The organism is Streptococcus bovimastitidis (assembly GCF_001885095.1).
GTDB classification, from domain to species: domain Bacteria; phylum Bacillota; class Bacilli; order Lactobacillales; family Streptococcaceae; genus Streptococcus; species Streptococcus bovimastitidis.
Genome location: NZ_LZDD01000001.1, coordinates 96,058 through 108,958 on the forward strand (window position 1 = coordinate 96,058; position 12,901 = coordinate 108,958).

A 12,901-nucleotide genomic window follows, 5' to 3' on the forward strand; every position below is an offset into this window, starting at 1 on the left:
TCTGGTCTTAACCTTGAAAAAGCTAGAAAATAAAGGTAAAATAAGATGGTATTAGAATGGATGGCGTGTGTACAAAATGAAAAAAATTACAAATTTTGAAAATAAAAAAGTCCTAATTCTTGGTTTGGCGCGTTCTGGGGAAGCGGCAGCCCGGCTTCTAGCTCAATTAGGCGCACTAGTTACTGTTAATGACGGTAAAGCATTTGAAGAAAATCCTGCCGCGCAGGCCTTACTGGAAGATGGCATCAAGGTTATTTGTGGTAGTCATCCTTTGGAACTCTTGGACGAAGATTTTGAAGTGATGGTGAAAAACCCAGGTATCCCATACACCAATCCCATGGTGGAAAAAGCATTGGCAACAGGTATTCCCGTTTTAACAGAAGTTGAATTGGCTTATTTGGTCTCAGAAGCACCAATTGTAGCTATTACTGGTTCAAATGGTAAAACGACAACAACAACCATGATTGCTGATCTTTTAAACCATGCTGGTCAATCAGCTTTACTGTCAGGAAATATTGGTTTTCCTGCCTCAGAGGTTGTTCAAAAAGCTAAGAAAAATGATACCTTAATCATGGAGTTATCATCCTTCCAACTGATGGGTGTGGAAGAGTTTCATCCTCATATTGCCATCATTACAAACTTGATGCCAACCCACATTGACTATCATGGTAGTTTTGAAGCTTATGTGGAAGCTAAATGGAATCTTCAAAATCGGATGACGCAGGAAGACTATTTGATTTTGAATGCTAACCAAGCGATTTCTCACGAATTAGCAGCTAAAACCAATGCCAAAGTTCTCTTCATCTCGACTGAGAAAGAAGTGGATGGAGCTTACTTATCTGATGGTAAACTCTATTATCAAGGTGAGTATATTATGGATGCGGATGCCATCGGTGTACCGGGTATCCACAATGTTGAAAATGCCTTGGCGACAATCATTGTAGCTAAGTTATTAGGTGTTGAGAATGCTGTCATTGCTGAAAGTTTAGCCCACTTTGGTGGGGTTAAACATCGCTTGCAAAATGCTGGGCAAATTGATGGTGTGACCTTCTATAACGATAGCAAATCAACTAATATCTTAGCTTGCCAAAATGCCCTCTCTGGATTTGATAATGAAAAAGTAATTTTAATTGCTGGTGGTTTAGACCGTGGCAATACTTTTGATGACCTAGTTCCTGACCTTAAAGGATTGAAAAAAATGGTTCTTTTGGGAGAATCTGCCCCTAAAATGAAAGAAGCAGCTGAGATGGCGCAAGTACCATCAATTGATGCTAAAGATATAGCTAACGCTACCAGAATTGCCTTTTCTGAGGCTAGTCAGGGTGATATCATCCTCTTAAGTCCAGCCAATGCAAGTTGGGACATGTATCCTAACTTTGAAATCCGTGGGGACGAATTTTTGAAAACAATCTCAGAACTTAAAGGAGAAGCCTAATGGCTAAAAAGATTATTTTCACTGGTGGTGGAACAGTCGGTCATGTAACCTTAAATCTGATCTTAATGCCACAATTTATCAAAGACGGTTGGCAAGTCCATTACATTGGTGATAAACATGGCATTGAATACCAAGAAATTCAAAAATCAGGACTAGATGTAACCTTTCATAGTATCAAAACGGGTAAATTAAGACGTTATTTTTCTTGGCAAAACCTTCTAGATGTTTTTAAAGTTGGCATTGGCCTCTTGCAATCAATGATTATTATTGCACGTATTAGACCTAAAGCCCTTTTTTCAAAAGGTGGATTTGTTTCAGTGCCACCAGTTATTGCAGCAAGCATTTTACGTGTACCTGTTTTTGTCCATGAATCCGATTTATCTATGGGACTAGCTAATAAAATTGCTTCCAAGTTTGCGACAACCATGTATACAACTTTTGAACCGGAAGCTCACCTCAAAAACGCTAAACATATCGGTGCAGTTACAAAAGTGTCCAGTGACTCTTTAATCTCTGCAAACCCTCTATTGCAAGAGATTGTTGAACAATTTAATCCAAATTTAAAAACTCTTTTGTTTATTGGTGGGTCAGCAGGAGCTAAAGTTTTCAATCATTTTATCAGTCAAACACCTGAATTGACAGAAAAATACAATGTTATTAATATTAGCGGTGACCCTAGCTTAAACAGTTTGGAAAAAAATCTTTACCGTATTGATTATGTGACAGAACTCTACCAACCTTTGATGAATTTAGCAGATGTGGTTATCACTCGAGGTGGGTCTAATACTATTTTTGAACTTTTGGCTATGCAAAAATTGCATGTCATTGTACCGCTTGGTAAAGAAGCTAGCCGCGGTGATCAATTGGAAAACGCTAAATATTTCGTTGAGCACGGCTATTCTCAAGAACTTATGGAAAATGAATTAACTTTAGATGGCCTTAGTCAAAAAGTTTCTGACTTATTGGTAAACCAAGATTCTTATAAGACAGCTATGGCTAGTGCACGTGAATTAACGTCACCAGATATTTTCTATAAACAATTAAGAGCTGATATGAGCTCGAAAATTAAGGAAAATTAAATGGCAAAAAAGAAAAAAAATAGCCCGGATAAAGAGCCGGTTGTTTTAACAGAATGGCAAAAAAGAAACATTGAGTTTCTGGAAAAGAAAAAAATTCAGGCTGAAGAAGAAAAAAAGCTTAAAGAAAAGTTGATGATTGAGAAGAAAGCTCAACTTCAACCGGTTGAACCGACTGAAGAAGTTGAGGAGACAAAAGTTTCTAAAATACTCTTTAAAAAAGAAAAAAAAGAAAAGCAGCCTAAAGAGAAAAGAGAAAAAACAAAAAGACAAAAAGCCTTGATAAAAGCTCTCCCGGTCTTGTTGGTCAGCCTCTTAATCATGGGGACATCGATCTTTTTCTTGACACCCTACAGTAAAATGAAAACCTTTGATTCAAAAGGTAACAGTCACAGTAGTTTGGTGGAATTGGTTAATCAAAGTAAGATTAAGCCTTCTGAGTATTTTTTATCTGTCCTTTTTTCTAGACAAAAACATATTGATGCTATTAAAGCTAGCAATCCATGGGTAAAAGACTTATCCATTCAATATGAATTACCTAATCATTTTATTTTTAAGGTTAAAGAATACCGCATTATTGCTTACGCTGAAGAAAAGAATGGTTTTCAACCAATCTTGGAGAACGGGCGACGAGTGACTGTTGTTAACAAGAGTCAATTACCAAAAAACTTTTTAATCATCAATCTAAAAAATGAAAGTGATATTCAATATTTGGTTAGGACACTTGCCAAACTACCAACTAAATTGGTGAAAAATGTTAAGTCAGTCTCCTTAGCAAATTCTAAGTCAACACCCGACCTCCTTTCAATCCAAATGCAAGATGGCAATACCATTCGGGTTCCTCAATCGCAATTATTGAAAAAGATGCCTTATTATCTCAAGTTGAAAAAGAATCTAAAAGACACAGCTATCGTCGATATGGAAGTTGGAATCTATTCAACAACGAGTGATATTGAAGCTGCGGAGGCTAAAGTCAAAGAGGAGCAAGCAAGTAAAACAGCTAAAAAGAAGGAGACAACAAATTCTTCTAGTAGCACCCCGTCAACTGACACAACACAATCAAGTGAGACTCAGCTAGATCCTAATCAACAAGCGGGTCAAGTCGATCCAAACCAGCAGCAAAGTCAAACAGAAAGCTCAAGTCAGGCAGCAGATCAAGTACCTGCTCAATAATGAAAATGACTTGCGAAATTTTTTGAAAATCACTTTGAAAAGAGGAGAATTTCAGCTAAAAAATGATTGTTTTCTTGGTCAGGATTAAATTGACAAAAAAGATTAAGTTTATATAACAAAATGCGTAAAATGGTAACATTTTACGTTTTTTTATGGTATAATATTCACTGAATAATTCTGTTTTTAGCAGTATTTAGAATAGTAAAAGTTTGGAAAGATAGTGAGGTCAAGTGAATGGCTAGAAATGGCTTTTTTACTGGTTTAGATATAGGAACTAGCTCGATTAAAGTTTTAGTAGCGGAGTTTATTTCAGGTGAAATGAACGTCATTGGAGTTAGTAACGTCCCTAGTACCGGCGTAAAAGATGGCATAATAATTGATATTGAAGCAGCAGCTACTGCAATTAAAACTGCAGTGGAGCAAGCTGAAGAAAAAGCAGGTATGACTATTGATAAAATCAATGTTGGCTTACCAGCAAATCTTCTTCAAATTGAACCAACTCAAGGAATGATTCCTGTTCCTAGCGAGTCTAAAGAAATTAAGGACGAAGATGTTGATAGTGTTGTTAAATCAGCTCTAACAAAAAGCATTACGCCTGAACGTGAAGTCATTTCTTTAGTTCCAGAAGAGTTTATTGTAGATGGTTTCCAAGGCATTCGTGATCCTCGTGGTATGATGGGGATTCGTTTAGAAATGCGCGGTTTGATTTACACTGGACCAAGTACAATCTTACATAACCTTCGTAAAACAGTTGAACGTGCGGGGATTACCGTAGAAAACATCATCATCACTCCATTAGCGATGGCTCGTTCAGTTCTTAACGAAGGCGAACGTGAATTTGGTGCTACCGTTATCGATATGGGTGGCGGTCAAACAACAGTAGCTTCTATGCGTGCTCAAGAATTGCAATACACTAACATTTATACTGAAGGTGGCGATTATATCACCAAAGATATTTCAAAAGTCTTGAAAACATCGATGTCAATTGCGGAAGCATTGAAATTTAACTTTGGTCAAGCCAACGTTAATGAAGCTAGCCCAACAGAAACTGTAAATGTTGATGTGGTTGGTAGTGATGAGCCTGTTGAAGTGTCAGAGCGTTATTTATCTGAAATTATTTCAGCCCGTATTCGTCACATTTTAGATCGCGTTAAACAAGATTTAGATCGTGGTCGCCTGTTAGACTTACCTGGTGGTATTGTTCTGATTGGTGGTGGTTCAATTGTTCCTGGTGTTGTTGAGATTGCTCAAGAAATCTTTGGAACAACTGTAAAACTCCATGTTCCAAATCAAGTTGGTATTCGCAATCCAATGTTTGCTAATGTGATTAGCTTGGTAGAGTATGTTGGTAAAATGTCAGAAGTTGACGTTCTAGCTCAAGGTGCTGTAAATGGTGAAGAAATGCTTCGTCGCAAACCAATTGATTTTGGTGGTCACGACTCATTTGTTCCTCAGTACAATGAACCTAGACATCAGCAAGCTGCTAATTATAACAACAATCAACAAGCAAATCCTGTCGATTATACTAAACAAGCGCCAGCTGAACCAAAACCTGGTATAGGTGAACGAGTTCGTGGTATTTTCGGAAGTATGTTTGACTAAAATTTTTAAAAAATAAAACTAGACAAAAGATAGTAAAAAAGTGAGGAATAAAATGGCATTTTCATTCGATACAGGATCAATTCAAGGTGCAATCATTAAAGTAATCGGTGTCGGCGGTGGTGGCGGTAATGCTATCAATCGTATGATTGAAGAAGGTGTTGCTGGTGTTGAATTCATCGCTGCAAATACTGATGTTCAAGCTTTAAGTTCATCTAAAGCAGAAACAGTCATTCAATTAGGCCCTAAATTAACTCGTGGTCTTGGTGCTGGAGGTCAACCTGAAGTTGGTCGTAAAGCTGCTGAAGAAAGTGAAGAAACGTTAACTGAAGCTATTACTGGTGCTGATATGGTCTTTATCACTGCTGGTATGGGTGGTGGTTCTGGTACTGGAGCTGCTCCAGTTATCGCTCGCATCGCTAAAAGCTTAGGTGCTTTAACAGTTGCAGTAGTTACTCGCCCATTTGGTTTCGAAGGAAACAAACGTGGTAACTTTGCAATTGAAGGTATTCAAGAATTACGTGAACAAGTTGATACTTTATTAATCATTTCAAACAATAACCTTCTTGAAATTGTTGATAAGAAAACACCTTTATTAGAAGCTCTCAGTGAAGCTGACAATGTCTTGCGACAAGGTGTACAAGGTATCACTGACCTTATCACTAACCCAGGTTTAATCAACCTTGATTTTGCTGATGTGAAAACAGTGATGGCAAATAAAGGTAATGCTTTGATGGGTATCGGTATTGGTTCAGGTGAAGAACGTATTGTTGAAGCTGCTCGTAAAGCAATTTACTCACCATTGTTAGAAACAACTATTGATGGTGCTGAAGATGTTATTGTAAACGTTACTGGTGGTCTTGATATGACTCTTACCGAAGCTGAAGAAGCTTCAGAAATTGTTGGTCAAGCAGCTGGAAACGGTGTTAACATCTGGTTAGGTACTTCAATTGATGACTCAATGAAAGATGAAATCCGCGTTACTGTTGTTGCAACTGGTGTTCGTCAAGATAAAGCTGAACAAGTTGCTGGTTTCCGTAGCCAACCTCGTACTTTCAATAATGGTTCTGCTCAACAAGCTGGTGCTCAATATGCAAGTGAACAAGCTCAACAAGCTGTTCAACCAAATTTTGAACGTCAATCAAACTTTGATTTTGATATGGCAGAAACACGTGAAATGCCAAGAGCTCAAGTGAAATCACCAAAAGTTAACTCTAACCAAAATCAAGGGTCAGCCTTTGGTAATTGGGATTTACGTCGTGATAATATTGAACGCCCAACTGAAAGTGAATTAGACAAACAATTAAATATGTCAACTTTCTCAGCAAATGAGTCAGATGATGACGAATTAGAAACACCACCATTCTTTAAAAATCGTTAAGAGAAACAATGACTATTAAAGAGAATAAAGATGTAATCTTTGAAGAACTCCATAAAAGCCTAGAAGCTGCAGGTCGTAATGAAAATTCTGTTACTGTGATTGGTGTCACCAAATACGCAGATATAGATGCGACTAAGGAATTGATAGAAGCTGGAATTTTTCATCTTGGTGAAAATCGAGTTGATAAATTCTTAGCTAAATATCATGCCTTACAAGATAAGGAGCTAACTTGGCATTTTATTGGTAGTGTTCAAAGACGAAAAGTTAAAGATTTTATCAATCAGATTGATTACTTTCACGCACTTGATTCAATTAATTTAGCAAAAGAGATTCAAAAAAGAGCTGAAAAGCCTATTAAATGTTTCCTTCAGTTAAATGTTTCAGGTGAGGAAAGTAAACACGGCTTTTCACCAGATGAATTGGATGACATTATTCCACAATTGGAAGACTTAGATAAGTTGCAATTGGTTGGTTTAATGACGATGGCTCCACTGGATGCTAATCCAGAAACACTTCACAACATCTTTAAAGAAACAAATCACATCAGACAAGAACTGCAATCGCAAAACAGAAAGAATATGCCTTTTACTGAGTTAAGCATGGGAATGAGCAATGATTATCCAATCGCTGTTCAAAACGGTGCAACTTTTGTTCGTATTGGAACTTCTTTCTTTAAATAATGGAGATAAAAGATGGCATTTAAAGACGCAATTAATAAGATGGTATCTTATTTTGATACTGATGACGTCAGCGAAGTGGAAGATGATGCTCCAGTTCAAAGAACAGAGGAAGCTGTAGCAGCAAAACCACAACAACAAGCGACTCGTCCAAACCCACAAACTCAAGCAAGTCCACGTGCTAGCCAGCAAGCTGCTAACCGTCCTGCTCCAACACCTCGTTCTTACAAGCCTGAGCAACAGGTAGCGCCAAGCTATCAAGCACAGCAAAGAACAAGTGCACCAGAAGCAATGGAACGTCGTAGTACACAATATGGTTCACAAGCTGCTAGAAAACCTGAAAGACAAGTTGAAACAGCGGCAGCAGGTCAAACAACAATTGCTCTTAAATTCCCTAAGAAATATGAGGATGCGCAAGAAATTGTTGATTTGTTAATTGAAAACGAATGTGTCTTGATGGACTTCCAATACATGCTCGATGCACAAGCTAGACGTTGTTTGGATTTTATTGACGGAGCAAGTAAAGTCTTGTACGGATCTTTACAAAAGGTTGGTTCTTCAATGTATTTGTTGACCCCTTCGAATGTATCTGTTAATATTGAAGAAATGAATATTCCTAATAGTAATCAAGACTTTGGTTATGATTTTGATATGAAGAGACGCTAAATATGATATTTCTATTAGTTATCGTCCTTAATCTCATAAAAGTATATTCATACCTTCTACTAGGTTATGCACTACTTTCTTGGTTTCCAGGTGCATATGATACTTGGTTGGGAAGATTGATTTGTCAATTGGTAGAACCTGTCATTCAACCTTTTAGAAAATTGCCTTTGCAATTTGCAGGGATTGACTTTACAGTTTTTGCAGTCATGATAGCACTCAACTTTTTAAGTAATTTTTTGATTAAACTCGTAATTGGATGACAAGTAAAGATATTAAACAACATTTTCACCCTAGTGAATCACCATTTATTGAAAAGATAAATGATATTATTAATCGGGTTGAAAATAATTATACCTACTATCTTACTGATTTTCTAAATCCAAGACAGATTGAAATAGTCAAAATATTGGTTGCTAGCAGTCAATTACTGGCCTTTTCGTCAAGTGATTATTTCCAGACGGAATATGGTCGCATGATTATTGCACCAGATTATTATCAATTAGATGAATCAGATTTTGACATAGCACTTGTTGAGATTATTTATAATCCTAAATTCAATAAGATAAAACATTCGCAAATTCTTGGTGCTCTAATTCATGAATTAGGGATTCAAAGGAGCTTGCTTGGTGATATCCTTGTTGAAGAAGGTTATGCTCAGGTCTTAACCACAAAAGCAATGGTAACTTATCTATTAAATCATATTAATAAGATTGCTAGAGCTAGTGTTAATCTAAAAGAAATATCAATAAGTCAGCTTATTAAGCCTACAGTAGATGAAATTCTATTGGATGTTACACTTTCTAGCCTTAGGCTTGATCGACTGATTGCCACTGTCTTCAAGTTATCTCGAAGTCAGGCAATTAAATTAATTGAATCTGAAAAAGTAAAAGTAAATTATCGCATCATCGATAAGACTTCTGAAACACTTAATCTTGATGATTTGGTCAGTGTTAGGGGTTTTGGTCGCTTTAAACTCATATCAGATAACGGTCTTACCAAAAATGGAAAGTATAAATTGACGCTTAGCAAAACAATGCAAAAATAAGGAGAAATAATGGCACTTACAGCACTTGAAATTAAAGATAAAACATTTAAAACCAAATTACGTGGTTACAGCGAAGAAGAAGTAAATGAATTTTTAGATATTGTTGTTGAAGATTATGAAGCTCTTGTTAAAAAGAATCGTGAACAAGAAGCAAAAATCAAAACACTTGAAGAAAAATTATCTTATTTCGACGAAATGAAAGAATCATTGAGTCAATCTGTTATTCTTGCTCAAGAAACTGCAGAAAAAGTTAAAGCTTCAGCAAATGCAGAAGCAAGTAACTTGGTAAGTAAAGCTAACTATGATGCTCAACACTTGTTAGATGAATCTAAAGCAAAAGCTAACCAAATGTTACGTGATGCAACTGACGAAGCAAAACGTGTAGCAGTGGAAACTGAAGAATTAAAACGTCAAACACGTGTCTTCCACCAACGTTTAATTTCATCAATTGAATCACAATTGACTTTATCAAATTCTCCTGAATGGGATGAATTATTGCAACCAACAGCTGTTTATCTTCAAAATTCAGATGCTGCCTTTAAAGAAGTGGTAAAAGAAGTTCTTAATGAAAATGTGCCAGAAACTAATGACTCTGCTTCATTTGATGCGACACGTCAATTCACTCCAGAAGAAATGGCTGAATTGCAACGTCGTGTAGATGAAAGCAATAAAGAATTAGAATCTACAGAATTTGCATTGAATGGTCATGAGGAATCATCTGATTCAGGCATTAACCTTAACGAAACACAAACTTTTAAATTAAATATTGAAGATTAAGAAAAACACGACTGATTAATCCACAAATACAGCAAGCAGAAGATGATGAGAGTTCTGCATTCCCTAGATTAATCCGTTATCATTTTCGATCATTTCAACTGAAATCCTATGTAAGTTGAAAGGTTTAGCTCACCTTACGAGCCACGAGGGAATAGTGCAAGCACTATTCTGAATTAAGGTGGTACCACGAGCTTTCGTCCTTTTATAGACGAGGGCTTTTTATATTATCGCAGTGACGAGTTATGAGAAGGAGTCTCACATTATGAAATTAAAAGAAACATTAAATCTTGGCAAGACAGCTTTCCCAATGCGGGCAGGTCTTCCAACAAAAGAACCCCAATGGCAACAATCTTGGGAAGAAGCTGATATCTATAAAAAAAGACAAGCCTTAAACGAAGGCAAACCAGCTTTCCATTTACATGATGGCCCTCCATATGCTAATGGAAATATCCACGTTGGTCATGCTTTAAATAAAATTTCAAAAGACATCATCGTACGTGCCAAATCAATGTCTGGTTACCAAGCGCCATTCATTCCAGGTTGGGATACACACGGTCTACCAATCGAACAAGTATTAGCCAAAAAAGGTATCAAACGTAAAGAAATGGATTTAGCGGAATACTTGGAGATGTGTCGTGAGTACGCACTATCACAAGTTGACAAACAGCGTGAAGATTTCAAACGTTTAGGTGTCTCTGCAGATTGGGAAAACCCTTATGTAACCCTAATGCCTGAATACGAAGCTAATCAAATCCGTGTCTTTGGCGCAATGGCTGATAAAGGCTATATCTATCGCGGGGCTAAGCCAGTTTATTGGTCTTGGTCTTCAGAATCAGCCCTTGCTGAAGCCGAGATTGAATACCATGATATTGATTCAACTTCTCTTTACTATGCAAATAAAGTGAAACACGGTAAAGGCATTCTTGATACAGATACTTATATCGTCGTTTGGACAACAACACCGTTTACAGTAACGGCTTCGCGTGGTTTGACAGTTGGTCCGGAAATGGATTATGTTGTCGTAAGACCGGCAGGTAAGAGTCAGAAATACCTTGTTGCTGAAGGATTGCTAGATAGTCTAGCAGCAAAATTTGGTTGGCCAGAATTTGAGACAGTAGCAACCTATAAAGGTAAAGACCTTGAATTCATTGAAACTGAGCATCCATGGGATACAGAAGTAACAGAATATGTTATATTAGGTGATCATGTTACTCTTGATTCAGGTACTGGTATCGTCCATACAGCTCCAGGTTTTGGTGAGGATGACTACAATGTCGGTATGCAATATAAACTTGAAGTGGCTGTTACCGTTGATGAACGTGGAATTATGATGGAAAATGCGGGACCAGATTTCCAAGGCAAGTTCTATGATAAAGTAACACCAATTGTTCAAGAAAAACTTGGTGACTTACTCTTAGCTAGTGAAGTAATAAACCACTCATACCCATTTGACTGGCGTACTAAAAAACCAATTATCTGGCGTGCAGTTCCGCAATGGTTTGCTTCAGTTTCTCAATTCCGTAAAGAAATTTTAGAGGAAATTGAAAAAACAACTTTCCATCCTTCATGGGGTAAAACACGTCTCTACAACATGATTCGTGACCGTGGCGACTGGGTAATCTCACGTCAACGGGCTTGGGGTGTTCCTTTACCAATCTTCTACGCAGAAGATGGCACAGCTATCATGACTAAAGAAGTGACTGACCATGTTGCTGATTTGTTTGAAAAAGAAGGCTCAATTATCTGGTGGAAAAAAGAAGCTAAAGACCTTTTACCAGAAGGATTTACCCATCCAGGTTCACCAAATGGTGAATTCACAAAAGAAACAGATATCATGGATGTTTGGTTTGATTCAGGCTCATCATGGAATAGTGTGATGAATGCTCGTCCACACTTAAACTACCCTGCTGACCTTTATTTAGAAGGTTCTGACCAATACCGTGGATGGTTTAATTCATCCTTAATCACATCAGTAGCTGTAAATGGTCACGCACCTTATAAATCAGTATTATCACAAGGATTTGTTCTTGATGGTAAAGGTGAAAAAATGTCTAAATCTAAAGGTAATACTATCTTACCAAGTGATGTGACTAAACAATATGGTGCTGAAATCCTACGTCTCTGGGTGACTTCTGTAGATACTGATAACGACGTTCGCGTTTCGATGGATATCTTAGGTCAAGTTTCTGAAACTTACCGTAAGATCCGTAATACCCTACGTTTCTTGTTAGCAAATACCTCTGATTTCAATCCAAGTACAGATGCCATCTCTTATGAAAATCTGCCAGCTGCTGACAAGTACATGACCATCAAATTTAACAAATTAGTGGAAACTTTCCATGAAGCCTATAACACTTATGACTTTATGGCCATCTACAAAGCTGTTGTTAACTTTGTAACCGTTGATTTATCAGCCTTCTATTTAGATTATGCTAAAGATGTTGTCTATATCGAAGCTGCAAATAGCCCACAACGTCGTGCTATGCAAACCGTCTTCTATGATATCTTGGTTAAGATTACAAAACTTTTAACACCAATCTTGCCACATACGGCAGAAGAAATCTGGTCATACCTTGAATTTGAAGAAGCAGAATTTGTGCAATTGACTGAATTACCAGTTGCTGAGACTTTCAATGGTGAAAATGAGATTCTGGAAGCTTGGGATGCCTTCATGACACTCCGCAACCAAGCTCAAAAAGCCTTGGAAGAAGCACGAAATGCCAAAATTATCGGTAAGTCATTAGAAGCCCACTTGACAATCTATGCTAGTCCAGAAGTGAAAACACTCATAAATGCATTAGATAGTGACATTGCTGTCTTGATGATCGTATCGCAATTAACAATAGCTGACTTAGAAGCTGCGCCTGCAGATGCAATGACTTTTGATGGCCTTGCATTCACAGTAGAACGTGCAGAAGGCGAAGTTTGTGAACGGTCACGTCGTATTGACCCAACAACCAGAATGCGTTCTTATAATGCCTTTGTCTGCGATGCTAGTGCTAAAGTGATTGAAGAAAACTTCCCAGAAGCTGTTGCTGAGGGATTTGAAAGAAAAGAAAAATAAGCACTTTC

11 protein-coding genes and 1 pseudogene are annotated in these 12,901 nt (G+C 37.4%); all 12 read left to right on the plus strand.

From position 1 onward, the window contains the following. Positions 1–76: 76 nt before the first annotated feature. The 12 genes and pseudogenes from murD to ileS all read left to right on the plus strand — a co-directional run bounded on the left by murD (position 77) and on the right by ileS (position 12,893). A complete protein-coding gene (gene murD, locus A9Q68_RS00475) occupies positions 77–1,435 on the plus strand; it encodes a UDP-N-acetylmuramoyl-L-alanine--D-glutamate ligase (RefSeq protein WP_071792686.1) in 1,359 nt (452 codons plus the stop codon). Beyond that, complete coding sequence (locus A9Q68_RS00480; RefSeq protein ID WP_071792687.1) at positions 1,435–2,514, plus strand: UDP-N-acetylglucosamine--N-acetylmuramyl-(pentapeptide) pyrophosphoryl-undecaprenol N-acetylglucosamine transferase; 1,080 nt, start codon at positions 1,435–1,437, stop codon at positions 2,512–2,514. The genes murD and A9Q68_RS00480 overlap by 1 nt, the downstream gene beginning before the upstream one ends. Then, positions 2,515–3,684, plus strand: a complete 1,170-nt coding sequence (locus tag A9Q68_RS00485) for a cell division protein FtsQ/DivIB (protein WP_071792688.1) — start codon at positions 2,515–2,517, stop codon at positions 3,682–3,684. Positions 3,685–3,918: 234 nt separating this feature from the next. Beyond that, positions 3,919–5,122: pseudogene (ftsA, locus tag A9Q68_RS00490) on the plus strand (cell division protein FtsA); the annotation flags it as partial. Next, the gene (locus tag A9Q68_RS11120; protein ID WP_420806774.1) at positions 5,104–5,286 is read left to right on the plus strand and encodes a cell division protein FtsA C-terminal domain-containing protein; all 183 of its coding nucleotides are present in this window, start codon (positions 5,104–5,106) and stop codon (positions 5,284–5,286) included. The pseudogene ftsA and the gene A9Q68_RS11120, both read left to right, overlap by 19 nt. Positions 5,287–5,338: 52 nt before the next feature. Continuing rightward, complete coding sequence (gene ftsZ / locus A9Q68_RS00495) at positions 5,339–6,664, plus strand: cell division protein FtsZ (protein ID WP_071792692.1); 1,326 nt, start codon at positions 5,339–5,341, stop codon at positions 6,662–6,664. Between the two features lie 8 nt (positions 6,665–6,672). Further along, positions 6,673–7,344, plus strand: a complete 672-nt coding sequence (locus tag A9Q68_RS00500; protein WP_071792693.1) for a YggS family pyridoxal phosphate-dependent enzyme — start codon at positions 6,673–6,675, stop codon at positions 7,342–7,344. Between the two features lie 12 nt (positions 7,345–7,356). Beyond that, positions 7,357–8,007 (plus strand): cell division protein SepF, encoded by a 651-nt coding sequence (locus tag A9Q68_RS00505; RefSeq protein WP_071792695.1) that lies wholly within the window; start codon positions 7,357–7,359, stop codon positions 8,005–8,007. A gap of 2 nt (positions 8,008–8,009) precedes the next feature. Continuing rightward, positions 8,010–8,267, plus strand: a complete 258-nt coding sequence (locus tag A9Q68_RS00510) for a YggT family protein (RefSeq protein ID WP_071792697.1) — start codon at positions 8,010–8,012, stop codon at positions 8,265–8,267. Beyond that, positions 8,264–9,052 carry a YlmH family RNA-binding protein gene (locus A9Q68_RS00515; RefSeq protein WP_071792699.1) on the plus strand — a complete coding sequence of 263 codons (789 nt, stop codon included), beginning with the start codon at positions 8,264–8,266 and terminating at the stop codon, positions 9,050–9,052. Before A9Q68_RS00510 ends, A9Q68_RS00515 begins: the two co-directional genes overlap by 4 nt. A gap of 9 nt (positions 9,053–9,061) precedes the next feature. Beyond that, complete coding sequence (locus A9Q68_RS00520; protein WP_071792701.1) at positions 9,062–9,829, plus strand: DivIVA domain-containing protein; 768 nt, start codon at positions 9,062–9,064, stop codon at positions 9,827–9,829. Positions 9,830–10,091: 262 nt separating this feature from the next. Beyond that, entirely contained in the window at positions 10,092–12,893 is a 2,802-nt protein-coding gene (ileS, locus tag A9Q68_RS00525; protein WP_071792703.1) for an isoleucine--tRNA ligase, read from the plus strand. Positions 12,894–12,901 lie beyond the last annotated feature (8 nt).